The sequence below is a fragment of the Spirochaetota bacterium genome (assembly GCA_038043445.1).
Taxonomy (GTDB): domain Bacteria; phylum Spirochaetota; class Brachyspiria; order Brachyspirales; family JACRPF01; genus JBBTBY01.
In genome coordinates, this window is the sequence record JBBTBY010000039.1 from 1 (window position 1) to 23,409 (window position 23,409).

Below are 23,409 nucleotides of genomic sequence, written 5' to 3' on the forward strand. Positions count from 1 at the left end.
CAGCACTGTGCGGGACATCGGCAGCACTGTGCGGGACATCGGCAGCACTGTGCGGAGTGTCGGCAACGCTGTGCGGAGTGTCGGCAGGACGCTGTGCGGAAGTCTATTCCGGCTGTGCCTACCAGCGCAACGCGAACCGCGCGCTCATTCCGTCGAAATTCGGTGTCGGTACTATTGCGAACGATATCGGAGAAAGTTCATTGCCGTAAGCGAATTTGGAAAGCTCATCGTATTTACTTGCATTATAATTTGCTGCAATTGTCGATATGACCACATTCACTACAGTTCCGCTTAAGTAAACGATCGCGATAACGAATGCTTCAGCGCTTAAATATCCGCCAGATGAATATAACCATTGGGTAATCCCACCTCTATAAGTATCACCAACCCAAGGCACATAGGTTTGTCGGATGAATATCAAATCAAAAACAAAAAATGCTCGATATAACTCCAAAGACACACCTAATATCTGTCCACCAAGATTATCTTTGACCATAAATGCTCCGGCAGCGGGAGATATTATCGAAACCAATGAAACAGCCAATGGGCTGACATTGTTTACGGTTACAGTCTTAAGATCTACCATGCTTCCAGCCGGCACGAAACCTGCCGTGATATACCCCTTTGAATCGGTCGCATTTACCGTCACGAACCTCAACTTCCCTATTTCGGTGCGTTCATTGACGTTCTCCATCATACCGCTCTGGTCATTGCGCCGCTTGACCTTTCTCCCTGAAAGAACGATATAATCCTCGCCGGGGCGTACACCGTCATCGTAACCTGCGTTCATCGTCACTTCATTCCCATTCACCGATGTGATCCGTCCGAAATACTTTATTTTCGTGCCCTTTTCGGACTCTTCCATGGTCACGCCGGTAAGCTTTTCAATAAGACGCCGAATGGCTGAATTTATCTCTTTAAAACTGTCAGCGATCTCTTTGCCGGACTTTTCTATCTTCGACGTTTCAATATTTATCATATTCGCCGATACATAGAATTTATCACCGACGTTCATGACCGAGCCGTATATCATGAACTCCACGTTAAGCAGTTTCCCGAGCTTCACCGCGCAGGCGGTCTCCGTACAGCCGGTCTGCTGGAACTGCTGTTCCTTGAGAATATTATCCATATTCGCCCGATCTAGCACATCAAAAGCGCGTGAGGAAACAAGCTCGGACGAGAACAATTCCGTCACCGTCTCAGCCTCAAGCGTCGACACACCCTTGGCATTGAACGCAAGCACGGCAACACGCGGTTTTTTTTCGGCTGCAAATACCGCGGTAATGATGAGAAGCGATACGATCACGCGTTTGAACATCTTGTTTCTCCGTATAAATTATGCGCTGATTATATCGAAACGCTGAGGTTTGTCAATTATTCTTGCGTCATACGTACTGCACACAGACAAAAACGGCATCACTTCCTCCAATTTCTTTTATCGTCTTATCCTCCGCGAGCTCCGTGGACTCCGTGAGACACTTCTTCTTTTTCTTTTCCCTCGTCGCGTCTTCGCGTCTTCGCGTGACATTCTCTTTCCCCGATCGTATTCCCATCGCCCTGAACATGTAGACAAGTCTCACGCCAAGCCGGCAATAACGCATTCCATCAAGACGATAATTTATGATACACAACAAGCGCTCCCTTTCCCCTTTGAAAAAGGGGGAAGGGGCTGGGGGTTAGGGGTGCGTCCCCCTTCGTGAGCCCCGTGGCCTCCGTGCGACACTTCTTTTTTTTTCCATTCTTCTCCGCTTGAACGATGAGGAATATACTATTTTGAGATCACAGATCGTGACCTCAAGATGGGGCGGAAGACGCTATGCTCCGTATGCGTTCACCGAGCAGGGTATCGCCATGCTTTCAAGTGTTTTGAGCAGCAAGCGGGCAATGCAAGTGAACATTACGATAATGCGGACATTTACCCGCATACGCAGCATGCTCGCGTCGTATGAAGAATTAAAAACAAGATTGAACGAAATGGATAAAAAATATGCCAAGCAATTCACCATTGTTTTTGAAGTTCTTGAGAAAATGCTGAACGAGGAGATCATGCCGAAGCGAAAGATAGGTTTCATACAGAAAGAATGATACTTGTGTACCGCTGCAAGTTGCGGTCTTTCTCGGCGCGGCAGCGCCCCCTACTCCTCCCCTATCTTCCGATACAGCGTCGCCCGTTCAATCCCCAGCGCCTTCGCCGCCTTGAGCTTATTGAACTGTGTTGCCGCAAGCACATGATTGATGTATCGCTTCTCAAGTTCATCGAGCGTGACCATCTCGTCCACGGAAAACGAATTCCCCGCGGACGCCTTCGCCGCTATCTCATCGGGGATATTATCCTCGGTGAGCGATGTGCCGCGCGCCATGACGACCATATTCTCGATGGTATTCCTGAGCTGACGGATATTCCCCTCCCATTGATGCGATGAGAGTATCTTATACACTTTCGGCGCTGTCTGCGTTATCTCTTTCTTGTGCTCCCGGGAGAATTCCTTGAGAAAATTATCGATGAGTACCGGTATGTCCTCGCGGCGGTCGCGGAGCGGCGGTAGATCGATGCGCACCACGTTCAGCCGATAGTAGAGGTCCTCGCGGAAACGCTTTTCCTTCACCTCGTCGGCGAGCCGTTTGTTGGTGGCAGCGATGATGCGTATGTCCACCGGCACCGGATCATTGGACCCGACCCGCTCGATGATATGCTGTTCGAGCACGCGCAGGAGCTTCACCTGAAGCGCCGCCGATATCTCGCCTATCTCATCGATGAATATCGTGCCGCGGTTGGCCGCCTCGAAACGGCCTATCTTCCGGCCGAGCGCACCGGTGAACGCGCCCTTCTCATGACCGAACAATTCGCTCTCGAGCACGCCCTCGGAAAGCGCGGCGCAGTTCACTTTGATGAGCGGCTGGTCCTTTCTGTCGGAAAGGGCGTGGATGGCATCGGCGACAAGTTCCTTGCCGGTGCCGCTCTCCCCCTCGATGAGCACGGTTGCCTTCGTCGGCGCAACGCTGCGTATCTGTTCATACACGCGCTGCATGAAACGCGAACGCCCGACCATGCCGTGGAAATTCCCGTCATAATCGACACGCCGTTCAAGCACTTCCTTCTCGCGTCGCATCGATTTGTTCTCGATTGCACGCGCGACGATGAGCGTGAGCTTGTCGAGATTAAGCGGCTTGGTGAGAAAATCGTAGGCGCCCAGGCGCATCATCTCCACCGCCTTCTCCACGTCGCCGTGACCGGTTATGATGACGACCGGGATGTGGCGGTCGAACTCGAGCATGGCCGCGAGCATTTCCTCGCCGGGCATCTCCGGCATCTTGAGATCGGCTATCACAAGATCGACGCCGCCCTTATATACGCGCTGTATGCCCTGCTTGCCGTTCTCGGCCGTTTCAACGATATAGCCCTCATACTCGAGCGACTTCTGAAGGCCGTCGCGTATGTTCTTTTCATCGTCGCAGATAAGTACGGTCGCCATGCTATACCTCGGTCTTCTGTGTCTTCAGATGCGTGTCTTCCAGGAGCTTGCGCTCGGCCACGGTCACCGGGAGCGATACGGTCACCTCGGTGTACTTCCCCTCATCGCTCGCCACCGTCACCTCGCCGCCGTGCGCCTTGATGATGCGGTACACATTGGTAAGCCCAAGCCCGGTGCCGGACGTCTTCGTGGTGAAATACGGCTCGAACAACTTGCCCATGTCCTTCTTCGCTATCCCCGCGCCCGTATCGCGCATGCGTATCTGCACGGCATTGTGCATCTCATCGTAGCTCACGCGTATATCGATGCGCCGCGTCCGCGAATCGGCCAGGGCGTCGACGGAGTTCTGTATGACATTGATGAGCGCCTGCTTGATATAGCGCTGATCGGCCTCGAGCACCGGCACGCCTTCGTCCAGCCGCACATCCACCTTTATCTTCGCGCGCTCTATCTCGTATTTGAGGAACCCCACGGTCTCGGCGATAAGATCGCCCGCACGCACGGGCTTGAGATCGAGATTGATCTTCCGCACCGAAAAAAGAAAGCTGTTGACGATATCCTCCAACCTCGATATCTCTTCCTTTACTATGGAGATGAACCCCCGCATGTCCTTCACATCTTTGGATGATTGATCCTGCCGTTTCAGGAGCCGTTCGATGAGCTGAATATGAATATCGAGCGACCCGAGGGGGTTCTTTATCTCATGCGCGACACCGGCGGCAAGCGTGGTGAGGCTTGCGAGATATTCCATACGCTTCATCTCCTGGTCCTTGCCCGCCGCCTCGGTGATGTCGGAAGCGATGATGAGCGATCCCTTGATGACGCCCGACTGCCCGAGCGAAAGCACCTCAAGATCGATGATGCGCGGCACCGCTTCTCGCTCCACGCGTATGGTCCTCCGCACATTCTCGTTGGCAGCGAGCGCCTCCATGAGCGCGTCGCGGAAATCGGGGAGCGACACCCCTTTGATGTCCTTGCCGCGGTCATCGGCGCCGACGCCGAGCAGGAACGCCGCCTGCTTGTTCGCCGCGAGCACGCGGTTCTCGCGGTCAAGCGCAATGACGCCGTCCCTGAGATTATCGATGATAAGCGCGCTCACGGCATACTCGCGCGCCACCTGCACGAACAGGCGTTTTACCTCCTCGGCGGAAAGCGTATCGAAACGCTGTATCACGTTTTCAAGGAATGAGAGCGTGTCTTTCATAGATGTTTCCCGGATACGACGCAGTATAGTGCAGAGTGCCGGGGGTGTCAATCTCTTTTCGCATCAATGCCGATGATTGACGCCGGTATACAACGAATGTATACTATGTCTATTGTTGTTCGTCGCGGATCGCAACATTTCCAATTGCCGCTTTCGACGGAGAACGCAATGATACACCATCGTATTCTGCCGTACGCCGCCTGTATCGTACTTTTCCTGGTCTCCACACCGGTCGTCCCCGAAGATGAAAAAAAAGATAATCATTCGCTTTTCCTTTTTACCGTCGGCGATACGCTCGTAAATCCGGAAAACGAAAAACGCGACATATCGTACATCGCTCAGCAGCGCTATCTCCTGGTGTACTTTTCGGCGAGCTGGTGCGCGCCTTGCCGCAAATTCACGCCGTTATTGGTGAAATTTTACAAGGCGAAGAAGACCAATCATAATTTCGAAGTTGTGCTTGTCAGCTCGGATGCAAACGAGGGCGCAATGCTTGATTATATGAAAACCGATGCTATGCCGTGGCTCGCCGTTCGTTTTTCAGAGGACGGCGCAAGAAACACGTTGAAACAGAAATACGGCGGCACCGGTATTCCCTGCCTTGTACTGCTGAACGAGAATGACGAGGTCGTTTCCGACAGCTATGTCAACGGCAAGTATGTCGGCCCGCTGAAAGTACTGAACGACCTCAACGCCGCATTGAAACGTTGAGTTCATTTTAAAGCAAAAAACCATGCCAAATCTCCTTTCTATCTGCGTTCATCGCGTAAGCGAAGCCGTTGAACAAGCATAGCGAGGCGGTACGGGTGTTTGATGATACCATACCAGCAAGTCACTCGCGTGTCAAAAACGCCGGCCGATCTCCGCTTGACGACTCGCGGACGCCGGCATATACTTCCGGGAACATTGCGCTGGTGCAGCGAACGTGCATCGTCCGCGATCGGGCATTTCCGGCATGCTGCATCACGACTATTCCCGGAGGCGCGTATGAAACGTTCCCTCTCCCTCGCAATGGCGGCGATAGCTGTCTGCATCATATCGCTGCCGGCCGCCGACAGACTGACCATTGTCGATTATTATCGTATGATACCGGACAAGGCGTTCAAGCACCCGAAATTCATCCTTACCCTGAAGAACGGCGTGTATACGACACCGTCAATTATCGAGGAACAACTGAAACCGACCGTGGACATACCGAACGGTTATCTCTTCGTGGAAGACCCCGGCACCGGCGGCGGCACGACGGGTCATGCGTGCGCGGTGTTCATTGCCGCATCCGGCGTTCCGCATATTGCGCTCAATCAGTTCGCCTTCAACGGGGTCGCCGGTGACAGCGCTCTGTCAATGTTCATCCTGCGCGACGGCATGCTTGTTGACCGCACCGCCGAATGCGCTCCGATGATATCGCTTTCGCTGTTCCTGAAGGATCCCCATGACATCAAACGCATACAATCGGTCATCGGGAAAACGCATCTGTACATGATCCGTACCGAACTCCCGCGCTACGGCACCGACATCGTTACAACACTCATGGTGTTCTCCGGAAAAGCGGAGCTGTATCGCACCGCGGATTGGCTGAGCAGCAAAGAGAAGGCAGAGTACGCAGCATTCTTTGCCATGCCGAAATATGAGACCATCATATTCTCCTGGGATAAAAAGAAAGCACTATTTATTGCCGGCTCGAAAAAATGAAAAGCGCCTACCCCGATATTCTTACCGGTGGAACGGGCAGCTCAATGGAGAAAACGGTCCCCCGCCCCTCCACCGATGAGGCATGAATCACACCCCCGTGCTTTTCGATGACATGCTTGGTCATCGCAAGGCCAAGTCCCGTTCCGCTTACATCGGCAGCGGTACGTGACGAACGATAGAATTCATTGAATATCATGGGCAGTTCCCCGGCGGGAATACCAACGCCGTCATCGGACACCGTTGCGATGACGGCATCCTGTCCGCAGGTGATGGTCACGCGCACCGTTCCGCCCGCGCGCGTATACTTTATCGCGTTTGAGATGAGCTCAAGGAACGCCGCCTGTATCTCCGCGGATGAACCGACGAGCGCTGGACAGTCATGCGCAAGATCAGAATCGATGGCAATATCATTGTTTTTGGCGGTTGGGAGCGCGAGTTCGATGGCACCGGACACCGTACGCGCGATATCGAACCGCTCATTGTCGGTCCCTTCTTTCAGACGGGCGATGGTGAGGTTCAGGAGCGATTTCACGAATGCCAGAAGATGCTCCGTCCGCGTTTCGGCGCGATCGAGCAAGTTCTTCTGATCATCGGTGAGCGGCCCCGTTATCCCGGCCTGAACAGGATGTATGCAGCTTTGTATCGCAGCGATATGCCCCTTGATGTCGTGTGAAACACGGAGCACATACTCGCTCTTTACGCGGTCCTTTTCCTTCAGTTGCCTGTTCGCATCCGCAATACGACGTTCGCGTTCAGCAAGACGCCCCGCGATGTTCGTGACCATGTACAGCGCGATGAACATGAGGCTCACGAAGACGAACGATACACATATGACGAACAACGTGTTCGAATAGAGGGGCGCCGGCAGAAAATTGAGCACTGCATGATGCGCTATCGCACCCGCATATTCGAGCCATACCATCGAGAGAAAGAGCACCGATGCGAAAAGCGTCATGAGCGCGGAATACCGTGCCGGCAGAATGATCCCCGAAATGACGACGTGAAAGATATAGTAGAACATAAAGGGGTTTTCCGCCCCCCCGGTGAAGTGAAGGACAACGGTAATGCAGATAAGGTCGAGTATCACCTGCGAATTCGCGAGCGAACGCGGAGCAGCGGTGACCTTCCTGCGTCTCAGCCCCGCGACGAAGACAGCATACCCTGTATTATACACGGCAATGCACACCGCGGTCATGAGTATCGGGGTCTTTTCTATGGTGACGCCGAAGGCACCGACAGCGAAGGCACCCGCCGCAAGCCCTGCGGCAGCGAGCCAACGCATTGTCACCGCCCAGGCGACCTCGTCCACACTGTGGGTCATATCTGCTTCTTTTCCTCAGCGCATATATCGTTGTCAACGGGCAAGCAGTTCTTCCACTTTCCTGAGCAGTTCCTCGGGCTTTATCGGTTTCTCATAGAACGCATCGGCCTCCGGCTTCAGCGTCGCTGCAGCCTTCGGGTCATCGGTATCGACAGCGGCTCCGTCGTCCTGCAGCCGATAATTCATATCGGGAAGCTCTTTTATGGCGGTCAGCATGATGATCGGGATCTGCCGCATTGACCCATCGCTCTTGAGCGCGGCGCATACCTCGAACCCCTTCTCTATGGTCTCCATCATGACATCGAGTATGATCAAATCGGGTTTCTCAGCGTATGCCTTTGTAAGTCCATCCGCGCCGTTGTACGCGGCGACAGCCGTATGCCCGCGATGGCGCAACACCATGGTGATGGATTCCACGATGTCGATGTCGTTATCAACGATCAGTATCTTTGCCATTATTCTTCGCTCCTTCTCTCGGCAAGTGCCGCATGAAATTCGATCCTGCAGGATACAGGTGAAGGCGCATCGGTGTGTTTAAATCCTACCTGTACAGTATAGTTAACGTTCCCGTCCTGTCAAGTCATCGGGCACGAATGGCCGCTCATGCGCTTGACGAGATCACGTGAAAGAGGTATATTCTGATATATACTATAGAAACACTAGTATATAAGCGATGCGCCTTGAGGGAGGACACCATGCCGAAAGCGACCATTTTAGTGATCGATGATGATGCTGATATCGTCGAGGGAATGCGCATTCTCCTTGAATCGAACGGATACGCTGTGCTTAAAGCATATGAATACGCGAACGCCCTTACACAGGCGCGCACAGCCAGTCCCGCTGTCATCATCCTCGACGCCATGCTCATGCTGAACGACACGCCAGGACTCAACTTCCCGCTTGATATTCGTCGCTCAGTCGCGACAGCACATATTCCGATATTCATGATAACCGCCTTGGACAGCGCGGATAGTGACGGCTTTAATCCCGGCACAGAGGATGAGCAGGTACCCATCGACGCCTTCGAGGGCAAGCCAGTGAATCCTGACGTGCTCCTCAAGAAACTTGATGAACTCGTACGCATGAACAGGAGTCCGTGGGCTGAATACTTCGCACTGAACCCCAAGTAAGAACGCGCCGCACCCTTGACGCAATGCATGCCATCGGTTAGTATGACCTCCAATTCACCGGAGCTTCCGGTCTAAGGACATATCCCCATGTATCGCAAGGAAATTCGCGTGCTCGACTGCTCCATACGCGACGGCGGGCTCATCAATAAATGGCAGTTCTCGGACGCCTTCGTCCGCGCCACGTATCAGGCATTGGCCGAGGCGGGCGTCGACTTCATGGAGATCGGCTATAAAGCCTCCAAGGGGATGTTCGATCCGAAGGAATTCGGTCCGTGGCGCTTCTCTGCCGATGATGATGTCAAGCGCGTCATCGACGGGATAGAGCCGCGCGTGCCGCTCTCCTGCATGGTCGATATCGGCCGCGTCGAGGACAAGGATATCGTCAAGAAAAGCGAATCCCCATTTTCGATGATACGGGTCGCCTGCTATATAAAGGAAGTCGATAAGGCCATCGATCTGTGCAGGATGATAAGCGATAAGGGCTATGAGACCACGGTCAATATCATGGCGGTGTCGACCAATCTCGAGCGTGAGATAGATGAGGCATTGAACGACCTCTCGAAAACCGACATCCCGACGATCTATGTCGTCGATTCCTACGGGGCCATGTACAGCGAGGACGTGACGCATCTCGTGAAGAAATATCAGGACGCGCTCCCCGGGAAGACCATCGGCATACACACGCACAACAATCGCCAGCTCGGTTTCTCCAATACCGTACAGGCCATCATCGACGGGGCGAACATGCTCGATGCGTCGGTATACGGCATAGGCCGCGGGCCGGGCAATTGCTGTTTGGAACTGCTCCTGAGCTTTCTGCAGAACCCGAAATACAAACTGCGCCCGGTCTTAAAGCTCATTCAGGAGGAATATCTCCCCCTCCGCGAAAAGATCGAATGGGGCTACATCATCCCGTATATGATAACCGGCGTGCTCAACGAACACCCGCGCGTTGCCATCAAGTTCCGCGATACGCCCGAACGCGACGACTTCGTGAAATTCTACGACACACTCGTCACCCCGGAAGCGGAAGAGGATATCCGTAAAGGCGCGCATCAATAGCGGCCAACACCGATCAAGGAGCGGAAGAGCATGGTCGAGAGCGTAACATTCTTTTCGGAAGGGAATAAGATCGCCGGTCATCTCTATCTGCCGCCGACAACGCCCGCAAAGGCCGTCGTGCTCTGTCACGGCTTCGCCGGGATAAAAGAAATATTGCTCCCTGCATATGCACAGGCGTTCGCGAACAACGGATACGCCGCGCTCGTCTTCGACTACCGCGGCTTCGGCGAGAGTGAGGGCGAGCGGGGGCGATTCGTTCCGCTCGAACAGGTCGCCGACATTCGAAACGCGATGACGTATCTGCAGACGCGTCCCGAGGTCCGGCGCGATGCCATCGGGCTTTGGGGAACGAGCTTCGGCGGGGCGAACGCGATACATGCCGCAGCATACGATGAGCGCGTGCGTGCGCTCGTCGTGCAGATAACGTTCGCGAGCGGCGAGCGCATGGTGCTCGGCGGCCAGGACGAAGCGGGCAAAGCGAAGGTGCGCGCAACGATACAGAAGGTCTGGGAACGCGAGGTGACGACGAACAAGAAAATGCTCCTCGCGCCCGATCAGATACTCACCGATGACGATTCCAAAGCGTTCTACGGCGGCATGATGCAGAAGCACGAGACGCTTCGAACGAAGATACCGCTCGTCACGCTCAAGCATATCATCGAATACATCCCCGAGGATGCCGTACCGGCGCTCTGCGTCCCCATCTCGATCATCGGCGCCGAGGACGATATCGTCTGTCCGGTAAGCGAATCGAAGGCGCTCTTCGCTGCGGCGAACGAGCCCAAAGAGCTTCACATCATCCCGCATGCGCGGCATTTCACCGTATACGAAGGAACATCGTTCACGCTCTCAAGCGGTTACGCGATCGCCTGGATGAACAAGCATCTCTCGTGATCATACCAAAGAATAACAAGTGCCGCGGCATTGCCGCCCGTCTCCATCGCGAGATCGCCGCATCGCTCAAATAGCCGGGCATAGACCGATATTCTCCATACGTTTTGAGCTTTCGTCCATTTCTTCGAACGATCGATATACCTATCTTCTCCATAATAATTCTCGAAGAGGTCTATCGATGCAATTCTCATTCATGACATTCTCGACCCCGGAGCTCGCTCTTGCCGAAGTGCTCGCGACAGCACAGCGATTCGGCTACGACTCGGTTGAACTCCGCCTCGATTCAGGCCATACACACGGCATTGAAGTTACGCTCTCCGGTGATGATCGGAAGCGTGTACGCGAAGCCGTTGCGCGTTCCGGCAAAGCGATATCCTGTCTCGCCACTTCATGCGTATTCGCCGATCCGGCAAAACGCGAGGCGATGACAGCCGATGCACTTCTGCGCATCACGCTTGCCGGCGACATCGGTGCGCCGACGATGCGCGTGTTCGGCGGTGTTTTTCCGGATACTATATCGCGCGAGGAAGCGATAGCCGGCGTTGTTTCATCGCTCAGGCGGCTTGCTGACGCCGCGGCAAAACACAATGTCATCGTCTGTATGGAAACGCATGACGCCTGGTGCGACCCCGCGCATGTCGCCGAAGTGCTCACGCGGGTGGATCATCCGAACATCGCCGCGAACTGGGATATTCTGCATCCGATACGAATGGGTCTCGCGACGATAGGCTCATCGTTCGAAGCGCTCAAACCATGGATACGCCACATGCACATCCATGACTGGAAGAACGACGCGCTCGCGCCCATCGGCACGGGTATTGTCGATCACGAAAAAGCGCTTGCGCTCGTTCGGGGCATCGGCTACACCGGAGCGGCGAGCGGCGAATGGATAAACTGGGAACCGTATGAAACGCATCTCCCGCGGGAGATAGCGACGCTGAAAACGTATCGCTGATCATCTCCAAATATTTTTTCAGCGGACCGCTTTGATCATCACCCTGCCGAGAACATATCCGAGGAACACGCATCCGATGCCGAGCACGACGCTCATGAGCACGTTCATAACGCCAAGACGCATTTCCCCATCGCGGAGGAGATTGAACGTCTCCAGGCCGAACGATGAGAACGTCGTATACCCGCCGAGCACGCCTGTGAATAGGAACAATCGCACATTGGGCGATATGATCCTCTCCTCGACGAAGCTCCAGAGAAAACCGATGATGAAGCACCCGCTCACATTGACGATGAACGTACCCCACGGGGCGATGCTCGAGAGATATTTCTGGGACGCCGCGCTCACGAGATAGCGCGAGACAGCGCCTATCGACCCGCCAAGCGCGATGTATACTATTTTATCCATGCTCGTGCGGCTGACTATAGGTGAGCGAGATTAAAATGTCAAGGCGCGGACCAGCCTGCGGCGCTACGAACCGGCATGCATCTGCGCTTTTTTCCGCGTGAACTCATGGAGCGCTATCGTCGTCTCGCGTTTTATGAATTCAGCGAGCACACGTACATCCTCTGCCGTATGCGAAAGGAATTCAATGCCTATCCTTCCGCCCTTGACGTGACGCACCCTGCTCATGAGCGAGAAATCGCCCATGTCCGGTATCTTGAAGATTATCGTAAGCATATCGCCCTCGGTGAAGAATTGCTGCACCTTGAGCGTGGCCCCCGTCATTGACAGATCGGTGACAAGGCATGTGGAGCGTGTGTTCCCGAAAATATAACGCGCCTCGAACGATACCCGTACACGGCCGCTTTTTCTATTGTTCTTCGGCTTTACGGCGAAACGCTTCAGCTCCTCACGTCCGGGCCGTGCTTTGACCGGGACTATCTCCGCAATGGGCATATGCCGGCGCAGGGAAGACAGCTTCTGATGTGCTGTTACGCTGATATTTGTCTTCAAGTGCATGTACGGCTCCGCACGGTTCTATCGACAGGTATATGGTACCATATAATCCGACCGGGACCGCAACGATACAGCTATGTAACTAATCGGATATCTGAACGGCGAACGCAGGTGCCGCTCTGTTATGTTACCTGGAACGGCGTTCCGCGCCGCCCGGACAATGTTATATCTTGAGAAGCAGCCCGAGCGAGCCGCCGGAATTCCCGCCGTAGTAATTGTATTCCGCAAAAATGGCGAGGTTCTCCGTGATAAAATAGTTCACGCCATCGGACGACCAAAACCCTATCCCGGTAGGGTTCCAATACCACAAATACGTGGTGTTCCAGCCCGGCACGATATTGAACCCAACGCCAAGGCCGATATAGAAATCGAGATTGTCGACGAAGGTAATACCGAGCTTAAGGCTTTTTATACTGAAATGGACCGTCGCCAAGCCGCCGACACCGAATGAAGAGCCCCACGCCCACCACGGGACGAAGTCCGCATATCCGCGAGCGGTAATACCGAATTGAAGCGGGACAACGTCGGCGATCCTCCATTCAGCGAAAACGAATTCAACTCCGCCGCCGACACCGAACCCGAAATAACTATAGTGCGCCCCGACTTCCATCATGAAATTTCCCGGCTTCAACCAGCTTGTTATGGCCAGCGGCTTAGCAGCCCCGAACGATGTTGATACTGCCAAGCCGCACGCGATCGCCGCGATCATAAGCTTACGGATCATACGCTTATCTCCTTGAATTTACTTTCAGCATCTCTGCTGTCAGGACGTGCATAACGTACAAATCTAAAAACAATAGTCAATCGATCCTGCTTCCCCGATATGTGCGGCATGACTTCGGCCGCGCCCTTTAAAACGTTATGACCTTATCCGCCCATTCCACCATGTTGACACAATCGGTCATAGTGGAGATGGGGCACGCCGCAGAGGCGTCCATGTGCCGCGATCTCAAGCACGTTCCGCACGCGAGAATGACACCTCCCGCGTCGACGAACGCGTTAAGCTGCACTGCGGTATCGTATTTCTCATGGGTGATGCTCTCGCATTCGACCGCCTCGCCCATGAGGAATACTTTGACCTCATGCCCTTTTTTCGATGCGACGGCGAACCGGAATGCATTCCATGACTTTTCCGGTTCTTTTGTTTCGAGAATGATACCGATTTTCATCGTTCTCTCCGTTTATACTATTTTAAATATCAGCCCGAAGTGATACGGCGGCAGATCCACTTGCGTATCGAGCCTCAGTCCGATCGATGCTGCCCAGTCAATGATCTGCTCCGGCCTCGGGCGGATCTCCATTGACGGACCGCGCGGCGTTTTTTCATATTTCCAATGGATGACACCGATGCGACCATTCGGCTTTGCGAGTGATCTCGCCTTCCATAAAAGGGATACCGGGTCTTCACAATGAAGTATATTGAACAGCGACACATAATCCGCGCTTCCCCGGTATGCATCGCAACTCCCGGTGGAAACATCGTCGAGCAGCAGATCGATGTTCGCCCTGTCCTGCTCGGCGATCATTTTCCGGCAATGGTCGATCATACCCGGATCGATATCTATGCCGAGCACCCGTTTGACCATCGATGCGGCGGGCAGAATGAACGTCCCATATCCGCATCCGATATCGATCAGCAGATCGATATCGCGATCGACCCCCATGCGCGGAAGCACCGCAGCAGGATCGAAGAATGTATCCCAAAGCTCAACGGCGGGCATGCCGGATTCCCTGAATTTGATACGACTATCCTCATGAACATTCGGTCGAACCCCTATACCCTAAAAAATCTGCGCTGAAAGTAAAGTGCGACACCGACAAGTCCGATAAGCACCGGCACTTCAACGAGCGGTCCGACCACCGCCGCGAACGCCTGGCCGCTCCCGATGCCGAACACGGCTACCGCAACCGCGATAGCAAGCTCGAAATTATTGCTCGCCGCCGTGAACGAGAGCGACGCAGCTTTCGGATAATCCGTGCCTGCCCGCTTCGAGAAAAAGAATGATACGAGGAACATCACGACAAAATAGATGAAGAGCGGTATTGCCACCCGTATCACGTCGAACGGGATCTTTATGATGTATTCGCCCTTAAGCGAGAACATCACAACGATGGTGAACAAAAGCGCAATAAGCGTGACAGGGCTTATCGCCTTTGAGAATTCATTCTCATACCACACCTTTCCTTTTACGCGGATAAGAACGATGCGGCTCACGAGCCCGGCGAAAAAGGGAATGCCGAGATAGATGAACACGCTTTTCGCGATATCGAGTATGGTGATGTTCACGAGAACACTTTGCATGCCGAAGAGCGGCGGCAGTACGGTAATGAAAAGCCATGCGTACACGGAATAGAACAGCACCTGGAATATCGAATTGAACGCGACGAGGCCGGCGCAATATTCGCGGCTTCCTTTGGCAAGATCGTTCCATACGATGACCATGGCTATGCAACGCGCGCTCCCGATGAGCATAAGACCAATGAAATAGTCCGGCTTGTCGCGGAGAAAGATGATGCCGAGTGTGAACATGAGGACGGGGCCGATCACCCAGTTCTGCACGAGCGACAAGACGAGAACTTTCACGTTCTTAAACACATCGCCGAGCTCTTCATATCTCACCTTGGCAAGCGGCGGATACATCATCAGAATGAGACCGATGGCGATGGGAATATTGGTCGTGCCGACGCTGAAATTATCCCAGAACCGGGGTATGCCGGGAATGAAATAGCCGATGGCGACACCTGCCGCCATGGCGAGGAATATCCAAAGGGTGAGAAAGCGGTCGAGAAATGAGAGTTTCATTGCATACTCCTTCTGATATATATTTATTATACGTTGATTGATAGGGACTTTTTTCGCTTCCCCTGCTGCGAAGATCGAAAAAGCGGATATCCCGCTTTTTCCCACTGAGGCATGGCGTCAACAAACCTCAGCATTTTTTTATGCCCTGCTTTGAACATTTTCCCAACGGCCTTATTCAACTTGCTGTCTCCGCTGTGACAGTAAACAACTACAGTTTTCTGGTTTAAATATCCCTCATGCCCAGGAAGCATTTCGTCAATTTTGTCTATGGGGATGTTTATAGAGCGTGCAATACTGATTTCATTGTATTTGTCTTTATAATCAACATCTATAAAAATGGCAAGATTGTTGTCATACAGAAACTTTGCCTCTTCCAGAGATACGTTTTTAACCCCTTGAACGGATACGGCTTCTTCAAGCAGGTGTTTGAACTGTTCAGGCAGTTGATATTTTTCTATGGGAAGAGAAGCCTGTGTCCACTCCGGCCAGCCTCCGAAAAATATTGCTATTTTCCTGTAACCCGCATCAAACAAATTAAAAGCCGTCTTGTCCGACAAATGGCATCCAACACCGTGACAGTAAGTGACGAGAACCTTGCCTTTCAACAATTCTGCCTGCGCTTTTATCTTTTTAGGCGAGTCGTCCGCTCCGATATAGAGAGAGCCCGCTATATGAGACTGGTTGTATTCTTCCTGACTTCTAGCATCTATGAAAAGCGCTTCCCCGCTTTCAAACAGGAGTTTTGCTTCTTTGAGATGTATTTTTGGCACATCTTCCTTTGTCTCCACTTCCATAAACAGGTATTTGTGCTTTTCAGGTATTGCATACGTTTTCACCGGGACAGGTGAACGATCAGCAACTTCTTCCACATCTGCCGCCTGTTTTGAGTTTTTTTCTTTATCAGAACCCTGTGCCGCCCGCATGACCGTACATGAAAGCACGGCAAAATACGCCGCAGCGCATAGCACTACATATTTCACTATGCCACGCACAATGATTTTCATAAACACCTCTTCAAATATATAAACCAAGATACAGGATATCTGACTATCCACAACAGTCGCCCTCCCCGCAATCGCAGGTCGGTTCACTTTTTCTCACGATGCCGTTTATGACCGCAGCAGCACATCCGACGCCCGCACGCACCGTTATTGCACCGCGTGCACAATTCCGTGCACAAGCGCCGCATTCCATACAGGCATCTTTGTCGACAATGATGGACTTTTTTTTCTGCATGGCAAATACGGCATGCGGGCATACGGTCACGCACATACGGCAGCCATTGCATCGTGATGCATCAAGTGCAAGTGTGGCAACATTCGATAGATACTTCATCATACAGCGCCCCCGAAGAACCTGCTCAGCACGAGCGATACGATCGACACGGCACCGCCCCCTATCACCGCCGGGAGTGCGATACGCATTTCCTTCTGCACGCCGGTAAGCGATGTGTACGTGGATGCGCCGGTGAAATTCAGCGCAAAGAACGTCGATGCACTGATCGCATAGAGCGAGAGCGCAGCCGCGGCAAGCGGATCATGGACAAGAAGGAATGACACCGCAACGGCAGGAATTGCCGCAATGGCACCTTTCAGCGAGAACGCTCTCGGCAGCACGGGAAGGAGGAGCGGCACGAGGATGCTCCCGCCGATGAGCGCGGCAGCAGAAACAACGGATGCCATTATCACATCATGCAGATACCGCTTCAGTGCGAACCCCGAGGGTGATATGAGACATATCGCAGCGGCGGCGGCGATAGCGATGAGAGATATCGGCAGCGACAAACGTATCTCCATAGGTATGAGAACAACGCGCTCGGAAAGTGAGAACGCTACACGCCGCATAGCATCAGTCGCTTTCATGCCGTTCTTGATGAAAGCGCCGATGTCCGAAGCACGTACCGGGCCGTATATCACCGAGAACCCCGATCGCTTCTGTACTTCATGAGCCGCCACGCCGACAGCACCGAGCTGCGGAAGTATCAGTTTTCGATGCGAAATACGCGAAGCGAGTTTCACCACTTTGATGCGGCTGACAAGCTCTTCAGTTCCGAATGTACCTTTGCCCGCCGCACACCAGACATTTATACCTTTCGTATCGAGAACAAGTATCCATGCATCCAGGCCGGCGATGTTTTTCCGCAGTGTATCAAAGCTCAATTTATAATTTGCCGTCACGAACACCGGCGAGGCCTTACCCGGTGCGCCGAGCGCATAGAGCCCGGGAGCGGTACGATAGCGCTCCCGCCCGATACCGAAACGCATCATGACCGCCCCAAGCGTATCGCGAAAGCGGACATGTGCGTCTGTCGTGCGTATCGAAGTGCCGCAGCCGCAGTCACAAGTACATGCATCCATCACTGCACCCCGCGTTTCTTCAGAAGATCGACGATATCTTTCTCCGGAAAGAACCCTTCATGTCTGAAGAACTCTTTCCCGTCCTTGTCAAGAAAGACCTGCGTGGGAATGACGCGGATACGGTACTCTTCTCCGTACTTCTGACCGTCCTTTGTCCATACATCGTGAAAGACTACCTTGACCTTCCCTTTGTACTTTTCCTCGATATTCTTCATCACCGGCTGCATCATTTTGCAGGGGATGCAGTTCACCGAACCGAGCTCGACGAAGGTAACGAACGGCGCGTATACGTTTCCGCTGTTTGTACTGCTTTCGATTTTCCCGAAGCAGATGGCCGCTGCGATCACGAGGACCATCGAGATCAAATACTTTTGCATGGATTACTCCTTATCATTATGAGAACACGGGGCTTCGGTTGCCGAGCGCAGTCGAGGCAAAGCCCCTTGTTCTTTTATATATCGCATTATCTCACTGGGAGAAAGCACTCTTCCTGCCGACTTGACCACATCATCGATGACGAGCGCCGGTGTCACCATGACGCCAAAGGCCATGATGGCGCTGAGGCCCGTCACTTTTTCTATGGCCGCCGCTATTCCTGTTTCGGCGACAGCTTTCTTAGCATTCACTTCAAGCGTATGACATTTGGCGCATCCTGTACCGAGTATCTTAATGACCATTACCGCCTCCCTGCATTATTCGACTGCGATCGCATTTCCGCAGCACAGCGGCACGCATATACCGCATCCGTCGCACAGTGCATCATCGATATCGATGCGCCCGCCGAGCGGGGCACTTTCGTCCTTACTATGAACGACAGCACCCTTCGGGCATGCCGCTATCGGCCTGCGCATATCGCTCTGCGCAGGACAGCGTTCCGCAAGCAGCTTCGCTTTCATATCATTGCTCCGTTATCGCCGCGACGCCCTTTCTTACGAGCGGAGCGAGAAAAAGTATTGCGGGAAACGCGATCACAGCGGCGACACCATAGGCCTTCATCCAGCGGACAAAGAACATTTCCGACCATCCTGCCGTGATGAGCACGACGAAGAACGTCATCACGAACGGGAGCATGAGCGCCATGAGCAATGCGAACGCGAACGGAGCGGACTTTTTCGGGAGTTTCATTGGATCACCTCATCGTCATGCTTTTCACTATCTTCCGATCACAAGCTTGAGAACATCTTTCAGCAGATACAATCCTGCGGCAATTATCAGGATGCCGCATATCTTCCTTACAATGACGACAGCCTTCGAGCGTTCATTCCACTTGAGATACCGCTCCACTTTCTCGAAGAACGATCCGGCGGCAACGATGACGGCAGAGTGGCCGACGGCATAGACGAGAACGAGCAGGAACGCATATACCGCATTCACGGAAGCCTCTGCGGCAGCCGCGGCCAGTACGGGCATCATGAATGCGAACGTGCACGGGCCGAGCGCAAGCCCGAAGATGAGCCCAAGCAGGAAGGCGGCGAGATATCCGCGTTTCTGTATCTTCGGCGTTATCGCATTGAGCGAAAGCGGGAGGACGTCGAGAAGATAGAGCCCCACGGCAAAGAATATCACCGCAACAACGACCGAACCCCACATGCCGATGCGTGAGAACACCATGAATCCGACCGTCATGGTGAGTATACCCAAGAGCGCCATGGTGATGAGTATCCCCAGCGCAAAAAGCGATGCAGTGATGAACGCCCGTTTGAACGTAAGATCTTTCTGGCCCGTCATGAAACCGATGATAAGCGGTATGCTCGACAGATGGCAGGGGCTTAACACTATGCTGAGAACACCCCACAGAAACGCTACGCCGAGCGCGATAAGCGGCGTGCCCTTGACCGCAGTATCAACGAAGATGAATAATGAATTAAGCATCTCAAATCATTCCTTACGCCTGTCTATTTTCCAAGATACAATGCATTGAATAGAAATCCCGTCAGCATGATTCCGGCGCTTACCACGCCGATGAATACGCCGAGCAGTTTCGGCTTGAGCACACGGCGAAGTATCACGAACTCAGGGAATGAGAGGGCGGTCACTGCCATCATGAACGCAAGCGCTGTACCGAGGGGAACGCCCTTGGAGACAAGCGCCTCCACGACGGGGACGATACCCGCGGCATTGGAATAGAGCGGTACGCCGAGAAGTGTTGCAAGAGGCACTGCATACCACGCATTCGTTCCGAGATACTTTGCAAAGAACTGCTCCGGCACATACCCATGAATGAACGCCCCGATGCCGATAGCAACGAGCACGAACGGCCATATCTTTTTCAGTATCTCGCCGACATGATCGCGTGCATAACGGAACCTCGACGGCATCGTCATCCTGTCCTCTATCATCGTCCCGACCTTGGTCTCAAAAACGAACGGCTCGATCCATTTCTCAAGCCGTAATACTCCAATGACAATACCGCTGACAATGGCGATGACAAGTCCGCTGGCGATGTATATAAGTGCGACTTTCCAGCCGAACAGCCCCGCGAGCATGACAAGCGCGACTTCGTTGATCATCGGCGAAGCGATAAGGAACGAGAACGTCACCCCCAGCGGTATTCCCGCTTCCACGAACCCGATGAAAAGCGGCACCGCAGAGCAGGAACAGAATGGGGTGACGATGCCGAGCAGTGCAGCGAGCACATTGCCGAACATGCCGAGTTTGTTCCCAAGCAGGGCGCGTGTCCTGGCAACGGAGAAATACGTCCTCATGAACGATATGACAAATATGATTACTGCAAGAAGGAAAAATATTTTTACCGTGTCGAATATGAAAAAGTGGAGCGCGCCGACAAGCCGGTTGCCTGCGGGCAATTTCAGCAGGGTATACAACAAATGATCAACAGCACTTTTCCACATACGAGGCCCTCATTAACTCAATGATCCGACATAACGGGCGTTTTCGCGCACGGAAACCGTCCCGCCATACTTTACTTTGCCGCGATCCGTTTCGCGATATTACTTACGAGCGCGTCCGTCACCGGCGTCTGTCCTTTCACATAGCCGAGATCGGTGAGCGCATAGGAAACGGGTTTCGCCCCCGCCGCTTCGAGAATCTTCTTCGCACAGAGCATGCCGCAGCCGTCGATGGCAATGGCAGTTGCACCCTTCGCCGACTCGATGAACGCGGGAAGTCCCGCAGCCACCGCCGCTACGCATGTCATCTTTGCGTAACCGTCCTTCATCAGTTTGCGGGCGGCGAGATCTGATGCATTGCCGAGATCGCAGGCGCCTGAGCATGCATAGAGCAGTTTCGTTCCTCCGGAACAGCATTCAGCCATGTGAGAACTCCTTCACTTTTTTTTTTTAATCCAAAGGCGATGGCATTACCCATCGCTCTTCGTTTCCTGTATGAACGCTTCGACCTTCGCCCGTATTGCATCGCGCACTATGCGCGTTCCCGCGAGTATTTCTTCTGCCGCACCGGCGAATGCCGACGGATCGGGAAATCCCCAGTGCAGTCGCTTCGACTTCCCGGGGAATAGCGGGCATCGCTCGGCAGCGCTTTCATCGCAGACGGTTATCACATAGTCAAACCGGCGGGCCTGTGCGAGCATCTCCGCTGTCCCTTTTGTCTTATTGCCGGAAATATCAATGCCGATCTCTTTCATTACTTCAACAACGATGCGATTCAGTTTTCCCGGCTCAAGCCCCGCACTCTCGACGATGAATCTATCGCCGCCGAATTTTTTAAGAAATGCTTCGGCCATCTGGCTTCGTGCCGAATTATGGATACAGACGAACAATACGGTCTTCATCGCTCTTTTCCGGCGAGAGCGGCGAACCGCTTCTCCATGTGCTTCATGAGCGTCCGCTCAAGACATGCATCAGAATCGATGAGGCAAGGGCACGTAAGTTTGTAGAACACCTTCGTCCCTTCTTTCCGCATCGCTACGATATTCGCATTGCGCAGCACCGAAAGATGTTTCGATATGTTCGATTGTTCTGCTTCAAGCTCGCGTATGATCTCGCAGACGCATAATTCCCCGCGTTCGTGTAAAAGCTGCATGATCGAGAGACGGTACGGCTCGCCCATCGCCTTATACACATCGGCTTTCATAGCAAGCATTGTATCTGTGTTCATCCATCCACCTGTATTGTTATATGACTATATACTCATATAGTATAATATTTCCATCGACGCGTCAAGTCCACGGCTATCCGGATTGCATACCGCAATCACTACCGACGTACTTGACAATAGAAGGAAAAAATCAGATAGTATAGGCAATGAACATCATGCCTGTGCTCTTACTTGCTGCACTGCTGCTGCTTTTCCCGGCGGTATGCGGCGCCGTCGATTCCATCGTTCTTGAAACCGGCGCGACGATCGAATGCAAAATAATCAGGCAAACGGGTGAGGAGATCGTCTACGAAAAGGACGGCAAGACCGTTACGCTCAGGAAATCCGACGTACGATCGATAGACCTTGATACCGATATCGATAAATATTTCAAGGCCGCAGAGAACGCCGACTCTGCAGAGAAAAAAATACTCTATCTCACAAAATCGATACAGAACTTCCCGGACAGGGACGCGAATAAGCTTACCCTCGCGAAGGTGTATATCAACGAGAACATGCTCGACAAGGCCGATGACGTTCTCCGCGGGCACGACACGCCGCCGTACCGCATGCTCAGCGCGCTTGTGCTGCTCCGCAGGGGCGACCGTGCAGGCGCCGAACGTATGCTGTCATCGGTCGATCGAAGCGCCCTTGATAAACCCGCGCAGGTGAATGCAGCGATCATCACCGCGTTCGTCCGTCTTGACGCAGGCGATATCACGGGTGCGATGGCTGCTGTCAATGAAGGGAAGACGCTCGACAGGGAATTCGCAAAACGTTTCGAGTCGTTCAGCTCGAAGGAACGCACGGCGGATTTTGAGAAGCGGCTTGTTGCCGCACGCGACACGAAGGCCGCGGAAGAAACGGCGAAGAAGAAAAAAGCCGATGAGGATGCCGATAAGGAACGGATAGCGTCACAGACAAGGAAATTCCTCTCATCCATCGATCTCGGCATACGCATACCCTGTTCGTTCAACACGATATTCACCGCATCGACGGGCATGTGGATGGGTATATCGTTCGGCGGCGGGCTCAGTGCGGGTGTTTCACTCCTTGAGAATTATCTCTGGGGGGGGTCGAGGATATCGCTCGAAGCGTCAGCGGTGTGCGGCGATAATGAGACGATGCTGCCGTCCGCGTATTATGCCGAAGGGAGTTTTATCCGCCAGCTCGATATTCGCTGGGGTGTGAACCTCTGTCTCTGGATAACACGGAACATCTTCGCCGGCGGCGGGTTCAGTGTCGCGAGCATTTTCGCCGGCGCGCAGGGCAATGCATCCTATTCTTCACGGCTCACGAACACCATGCTCGGCAACGACCTGCATGCCTCTTTCCTTATCGGCTATTCATTCGCACTGACCCCCGCGCTTGCCATACCGATAGCGTGCAGGATAGAATATATCCTTCCGGTAAATCTTCCGACGTCAAAACCGTTCGAATTCGGCATTACTACCGGTATTACTTGGAAATTAGGCGTATGAACAACATCCACACAACGGGGATCA

At 53.4% G+C, this 23,409-nt stretch carries 31 protein-coding genes; 8 read left to right on the forward strand and 23 right to left on the reverse strand.

The annotated features are described in order from the left end of the window. Positions 1-118: 118 nt before the first annotated feature. Positions 119-1,318, reverse strand: a complete 1,200-nt coding sequence (locus AABZ39_05760; GenBank protein MEK6794259.1) for a CsgG/HfaB family protein — start codon at positions 1,316-1,318, stop codon at positions 119-121. A gap of 431 nt (positions 1,319-1,749) precedes the next feature. On the opposite strand from AABZ39_05760, the gene AABZ39_05765 reads away from it, so the two are divergent. Further along, positions 1,750-2,085, forward strand: a complete 336-nt coding sequence (locus AABZ39_05765; protein ID MEK6794260.1) for an ORF6N domain-containing protein — start codon at positions 1,750-1,752, stop codon at positions 2,083-2,085. A gap of 50 nt (positions 2,086-2,135) precedes the next feature. Here AABZ39_05765 and AABZ39_05770 read toward each other — a convergent pair whose 3' ends face one another. Together AABZ39_05770 and AABZ39_05775 are read right to left on the reverse strand one after the other, a co-directional pair. Next, the gene (locus AABZ39_05770) at positions 2,136-3,473 is read right to left on the reverse strand and encodes a sigma-54 dependent transcriptional regulator (GenBank protein ID MEK6794261.1); all 1,338 of its coding nucleotides are present in this window, start codon (positions 3,471-3,473) and stop codon (positions 2,136-2,138) included. A 1-nt stretch (position 3,474) separates the two neighbouring features. Next, on the reverse strand, positions 3,475-4,677 hold the full coding sequence (locus tag AABZ39_05775; GenBank protein MEK6794262.1) for an ATP-binding protein: 1,203 nt from the start codon (positions 4,675-4,677) through the stop codon (positions 3,475-3,477). Positions 4,678-4,845: 168 nt separating this feature from the next. Here AABZ39_05775 and AABZ39_05780 point away from each other — a divergent pair, with 168 nt between their 5' ends. Both AABZ39_05780 and AABZ39_05785 read left to right on the forward strand, forming a co-directional pair. Further along, positions 4,846-5,388 carry a thioredoxin-like domain-containing protein gene (locus tag AABZ39_05780; protein MEK6794263.1) on the forward strand — a complete coding sequence of 181 codons (543 nt, stop codon included), beginning with the start codon at positions 4,846-4,848 and terminating at the stop codon, positions 5,386-5,388. A gap of 276 nt (positions 5,389-5,664) precedes the next feature. After that, the gene (locus tag AABZ39_05785) at positions 5,665-6,369 is read left to right on the forward strand and encodes a hypothetical protein (protein ID MEK6794264.1); all 705 of its coding nucleotides are present in this window, start codon (positions 5,665-5,667) and stop codon (positions 6,367-6,369) included. Positions 6,370-6,376: 7 nt separating this feature from the next. Here the strand turns inward: AABZ39_05785 and AABZ39_05790 are convergent, their stop codons facing one another. After that, positions 6,377-7,690 (reverse strand): HAMP domain-containing sensor histidine kinase, encoded by a 1,314-nt coding sequence (locus tag AABZ39_05790; protein ID MEK6794265.1) that lies wholly within the window; start codon positions 7,688-7,690, stop codon positions 6,377-6,379. A 33-nt stretch (positions 7,691-7,723) separates the two neighbouring features. Further along, a complete protein-coding gene (locus AABZ39_05795; protein MEK6794266.1) occupies positions 7,724-8,146 on the reverse strand; it encodes a response regulator in 423 nt (140 codons plus the stop codon). Between the two features lie 239 nt (positions 8,147-8,385). Here AABZ39_05795 and AABZ39_05800 point away from each other — a divergent pair, with 239 nt between their 5' ends. From AABZ39_05800 to AABZ39_05815, 4 genes are all read left to right on the forward strand, one after another. After that, positions 8,386-8,820 carry a response regulator gene (locus tag AABZ39_05800; protein ID MEK6794267.1) on the forward strand — a complete coding sequence of 145 codons (435 nt, stop codon included), beginning with the start codon at positions 8,386-8,388 and terminating at the stop codon, positions 8,818-8,820. A gap of 87 nt (positions 8,821-8,907) precedes the next feature. Further along, positions 8,908-9,882 (forward strand): aldolase catalytic domain-containing protein, encoded by a 975-nt coding sequence (locus AABZ39_05805; GenBank protein MEK6794268.1) that lies wholly within the window; start codon positions 8,908-8,910, stop codon positions 9,880-9,882. 30 nt (positions 9,883-9,912) lie between these two features. After that, entirely contained in the window at positions 9,913-10,776 is an 864-nt protein-coding gene (locus AABZ39_05810) for an alpha/beta fold hydrolase (GenBank protein ID MEK6794269.1), read from the forward strand. Positions 10,777-10,954: 178 nt separating this feature from the next. Next, positions 10,955-11,731 carry a sugar phosphate isomerase/epimerase family protein gene (locus AABZ39_05815; protein ID MEK6794270.1) on the forward strand — a complete coding sequence of 259 codons (777 nt, stop codon included), beginning with the start codon at positions 10,955-10,957 and terminating at the stop codon, positions 11,729-11,731. An 18-nt stretch (positions 11,732-11,749) separates the two neighbouring features. Here the strand turns inward: AABZ39_05815 and crcB are convergent, their stop codons facing one another. The 18 genes from crcB to AABZ39_05905 form a co-directional block, all read right to left on the reverse strand. Further along, complete coding sequence (crcB, locus tag AABZ39_05820) at positions 11,750-12,136, reverse strand: fluoride efflux transporter CrcB (protein ID MEK6794271.1); 387 nt, start codon at positions 12,134-12,136, stop codon at positions 11,750-11,752. Positions 12,137-12,199: 63 nt separating this feature from the next. Further along, positions 12,200-12,691: a PilZ domain-containing protein gene (locus AABZ39_05825; protein ID MEK6794272.1), complete on the reverse strand. Its 492-nt coding sequence runs from the start codon at positions 12,689-12,691 to the stop codon at positions 12,200-12,202. Positions 12,692-12,851: 160 nt separating this feature from the next. Continuing rightward, the gene (locus AABZ39_05830; GenBank protein MEK6794273.1) at positions 12,852-13,412 is read right to left on the reverse strand and encodes a hypothetical protein; all 561 of its coding nucleotides are present in this window, start codon (positions 13,410-13,412) and stop codon (positions 12,852-12,854) included. Positions 13,413-13,539: 127 nt separating this feature from the next. Continuing rightward, the gene (locus tag AABZ39_05835) at positions 13,540-13,857 is read right to left on the reverse strand and encodes a DsrE family protein (GenBank protein MEK6794274.1); all 318 of its coding nucleotides are present in this window, start codon (positions 13,855-13,857) and stop codon (positions 13,540-13,542) included. A gap of 12 nt (positions 13,858-13,869) precedes the next feature. After that, positions 13,870-14,409, reverse strand: a complete 540-nt coding sequence (locus AABZ39_05840; GenBank protein MEK6794275.1) for a class I SAM-dependent methyltransferase — start codon at positions 14,407-14,409, stop codon at positions 13,870-13,872. A 53-nt stretch (positions 14,410-14,462) separates the two neighbouring features. Then, a complete protein-coding gene (gene arsB / locus AABZ39_05845) occupies positions 14,463-15,491 on the reverse strand; it encodes an ACR3 family arsenite efflux transporter (protein ID MEK6794276.1) in 1,029 nt (342 codons plus the stop codon). Positions 15,492-15,517: 26 nt separating this feature from the next. After that, positions 15,518-16,495 carry a rhodanese-like domain-containing protein gene (locus tag AABZ39_05850; protein ID MEK6794277.1) on the reverse strand — a complete coding sequence of 326 codons (978 nt, stop codon included), beginning with the start codon at positions 16,493-16,495 and terminating at the stop codon, positions 15,518-15,520. A gap of 43 nt (positions 16,496-16,538) precedes the next feature. Next, entirely contained in the window at positions 16,539-16,829 is a 291-nt protein-coding gene (hgcB, locus tag AABZ39_05855) for a mercury methylation ferredoxin HgcB (protein ID MEK6794278.1), read from the reverse strand. Further along, a complete protein-coding gene (hgcA, locus tag AABZ39_05860) occupies positions 16,826-17,848 on the reverse strand; it encodes a mercury methylation corrinoid protein HgcA (protein MEK6794279.1) in 1,023 nt (340 codons plus the stop codon). Before hgcA ends, hgcB begins: the two co-directional genes overlap by 4 nt. Next, positions 17,848-18,225: a thioredoxin family protein gene (locus AABZ39_05865; GenBank protein MEK6794280.1), complete on the reverse strand. Its 378-nt coding sequence runs from the start codon at positions 18,223-18,225 to the stop codon at positions 17,848-17,850. The genes hgcA and AABZ39_05865 overlap by 1 nt, the downstream gene beginning before the upstream one ends. Positions 18,226-18,228: 3 nt before the next feature. After that, entirely contained in the window at positions 18,229-18,525 is a 297-nt protein-coding gene (locus tag AABZ39_05870; GenBank protein MEK6794281.1) for a thioredoxin family protein, read from the reverse strand. 15 nt (positions 18,526-18,540) lie between these two features. After that, on the reverse strand, positions 18,541-18,744 hold the full coding sequence (locus tag AABZ39_05875; protein MEK6794282.1) for a hypothetical protein: 204 nt from the start codon (positions 18,742-18,744) through the stop codon (positions 18,541-18,543). Position 18,745: 1 nt separating this feature from the next. Next, positions 18,746-18,973 carry a DUF2798 domain-containing protein gene (locus AABZ39_05880; GenBank protein ID MEK6794283.1) on the reverse strand — a complete coding sequence of 76 codons (228 nt, stop codon included), beginning with the start codon at positions 18,971-18,973 and terminating at the stop codon, positions 18,746-18,748. Between the two features lie 27 nt (positions 18,974-19,000). Next, positions 19,001-19,720 (reverse strand): cytochrome c biogenesis protein CcdA, encoded by a 720-nt coding sequence (locus AABZ39_05885; GenBank protein ID MEK6794284.1) that lies wholly within the window; start codon positions 19,718-19,720, stop codon positions 19,001-19,003. A gap of 23 nt (positions 19,721-19,743) precedes the next feature. Beyond that, positions 19,744-20,700 carry a permease gene (locus tag AABZ39_05890; GenBank protein ID MEK6794285.1) on the reverse strand — a complete coding sequence of 319 codons (957 nt, stop codon included), beginning with the start codon at positions 20,698-20,700 and terminating at the stop codon, positions 19,744-19,746. 71 nt (positions 20,701-20,771) lie between these two features. Continuing rightward, positions 20,772-21,122 (reverse strand): putative zinc-binding protein, encoded by a 351-nt coding sequence (locus AABZ39_05895; GenBank protein ID MEK6794286.1) that lies wholly within the window; start codon positions 21,120-21,122, stop codon positions 20,772-20,774. Positions 21,123-21,167: 45 nt separating this feature from the next. Continuing rightward, the gene (locus tag AABZ39_05900) at positions 21,168-21,599 is read right to left on the reverse strand and encodes an arsenate reductase ArsC (GenBank protein ID MEK6794287.1); all 432 of its coding nucleotides are present in this window, start codon (positions 21,597-21,599) and stop codon (positions 21,168-21,170) included. After that, positions 21,596-21,925, reverse strand: a complete 330-nt coding sequence (locus AABZ39_05905) for a metalloregulator ArsR/SmtB family transcription factor (GenBank protein ID MEK6794288.1) — start codon at positions 21,923-21,925, stop codon at positions 21,596-21,598. The genes AABZ39_05900 and AABZ39_05905 overlap by 4 nt, the downstream gene beginning before the upstream one ends. A 146-nt stretch (positions 21,926-22,071) precedes the next feature. Between AABZ39_05905 and AABZ39_05910 the strand changes: the two genes are divergently transcribed. Next, positions 22,072-23,385 carry a hypothetical protein gene (locus AABZ39_05910; GenBank protein ID MEK6794289.1) on the forward strand — a complete coding sequence of 438 codons (1,314 nt, stop codon included), beginning with the start codon at positions 22,072-22,074 and terminating at the stop codon, positions 23,383-23,385. The last annotated feature ends 24 nt before the right edge of the window (positions 23,386-23,409 follow it).

What these genes read in the sequence shown, in the direction of transcription:
- AABZ39_05910 (MEK6794289.1), top strand. Translation starts at nt 22,072, where the DNA reads ATGAACATCATGCCTGTGCTCTTACTTGCTGCACTGCTGCTGCTTTTC.
- AABZ39_05815 (MEK6794270.1), top strand. Translation starts at nt 10,955, where the DNA reads ATGCAATTCTCATTCATGACATTCTCGACCCCGGAGCTCGCTCTTGCC.
- AABZ39_05800 (MEK6794267.1), top strand. Translation starts at nt 8,386, where the DNA reads ATGCCGAAAGCGACCATTTTAGTGATCGATGATGATGCTGATATCGTC.
- AABZ39_05880 (MEK6794283.1), bottom strand. Translation starts at nt 18,973, where the DNA reads ATGAAACTCCCGAAAAAGTCCGCTCCGTTCGCGTTCGCATTGCTCATG.
- AABZ39_05850 (MEK6794277.1), bottom strand. Translation starts at nt 16,495, where the DNA reads ATGAAAATCATTGTGCGTGGCATAGTGAAATATGTAGTGCTATGCGCT.
- AABZ39_05840 (MEK6794275.1), bottom strand. Translation starts at nt 14,409, where the DNA reads ATGCCCGCCGTTGAGCTTTGGGATACATTCTTCGATCCTGCTGCGGTG.
- crcB (MEK6794271.1), bottom strand. Translation starts at nt 12,136, where the DNA reads ATGGATAAAATAGTATACATCGCGCTTGGCGGGTCGATAGGCGCTGTC.
- arsB (MEK6794276.1), bottom strand. Translation starts at nt 15,491, where the DNA reads ATGAAACTCTCATTTCTCGACCGCTTTCTCACCCTTTGGATATTCCTC.
- AABZ39_05790 (MEK6794265.1), bottom strand. Translation starts at nt 7,690, where the DNA reads ATGACCCACAGTGTGGACGAGGTCGCCTGGGCGGTGACAATGCGTTGG.
- AABZ39_05890 (MEK6794285.1), bottom strand. Translation starts at nt 20,700, where the DNA reads ATGTGGAAAAGTGCTGTTGATCATTTGTTGTATACCCTGCTGAAATTG.
- AABZ39_05870 (MEK6794281.1), bottom strand. Translation starts at nt 18,525, where the DNA reads ATGGTCATTAAGATACTCGGTACAGGATGCGCCAAATGTCATACGCTT.
- hgcB (MEK6794278.1), bottom strand. Translation starts at nt 16,829, where the DNA reads ATGATGAAGTATCTATCGAATGTTGCCACACTTGCACTTGATGCATCA.
- AABZ39_05895 (MEK6794286.1), bottom strand. Translation starts at nt 21,122, where the DNA reads ATGGCTGAATGCTGTTCCGGAGGAACGAAACTGCTCTATGCATGCTCA.
- AABZ39_05905 (MEK6794288.1), bottom strand. Translation starts at nt 21,925, where the DNA reads ATGAACACAGATACAATGCTTGCTATGAAAGCCGATGTGTATAAGGCG.
- AABZ39_05785 (MEK6794264.1), top strand. Translation starts at nt 5,665, where the DNA reads ATGAAACGTTCCCTCTCCCTCGCAATGGCGGCGATAGCTGTCTGCATC.
- AABZ39_05875 (MEK6794282.1), bottom strand. Translation starts at nt 18,744, where the DNA reads ATGAAAGCGAAGCTGCTTGCGGAACGCTGTCCTGCGCAGAGCGATATG.
- AABZ39_05865 (MEK6794280.1), bottom strand. Translation starts at nt 18,225, where the DNA reads ATGCAAAAGTATTTGATCTCGATGGTCCTCGTGATCGCAGCGGCCATC.
- AABZ39_05795 (MEK6794266.1), bottom strand. Translation starts at nt 8,146, where the DNA reads ATGGCAAAGATACTGATCGTTGATAACGACATCGACATCGTGGAATCC.
- AABZ39_05760 (MEK6794259.1), bottom strand. Translation starts at nt 1,318, where the DNA reads ATGTTCAAACGCGTGATCGTATCGCTTCTCATCATTACCGCGGTATTT.
- hgcA (MEK6794279.1), bottom strand. Translation starts at nt 17,848, where the DNA reads ATGGATGCATGTACTTGTGACTGCGGCTGCGGCACTTCGATACGCACG.
- AABZ39_05770 (MEK6794261.1), bottom strand. Translation starts at nt 3,473, where the DNA reads ATGGCGACCGTACTTATCTGCGACGATGAAAAGAACATACGCGACGGC.
- AABZ39_05805 (MEK6794268.1), top strand. Translation starts at nt 8,908, where the DNA reads ATGTATCGCAAGGAAATTCGCGTGCTCGACTGCTCCATACGCGACGGC.
- AABZ39_05835 (MEK6794274.1), bottom strand. Translation starts at nt 13,857, where the DNA reads ATGAAAATCGGTATCATTCTCGAAACAAAAGAACCGGAAAAGTCATGG.
- AABZ39_05830 (MEK6794273.1), bottom strand. Translation starts at nt 13,412, where the DNA reads ATGATCCGTAAGCTTATGATCGCGGCGATCGCGTGCGGCTTGGCAGTA.
- AABZ39_05885 (MEK6794284.1), bottom strand. Translation starts at nt 19,720, where the DNA reads ATGCTTAATTCATTATTCATCTTCGTTGATACTGCGGTCAAGGGCACG.
- AABZ39_05900 (MEK6794287.1), bottom strand. Translation starts at nt 21,599, where the DNA reads ATGAAGACCGTATTGTTCGTCTGTATCCATAATTCGGCACGAAGCCAG.
- AABZ39_05780 (MEK6794263.1), top strand. Translation starts at nt 4,846, where the DNA reads ATGATACACCATCGTATTCTGCCGTACGCCGCCTGTATCGTACTTTTC.
- AABZ39_05810 (MEK6794269.1), top strand. Translation starts at nt 9,913, where the DNA reads ATGGTCGAGAGCGTAACATTCTTTTCGGAAGGGAATAAGATCGCCGGT.
- AABZ39_05775 (MEK6794262.1), bottom strand. Translation starts at nt 4,677, where the DNA reads ATGAAAGACACGCTCTCATTCCTTGAAAACGTGATACAGCGTTTCGAT.
- AABZ39_05825 (MEK6794272.1), bottom strand. Translation starts at nt 12,691, where the DNA reads ATGCACTTGAAGACAAATATCAGCGTAACAGCACATCAGAAGCTGTCT.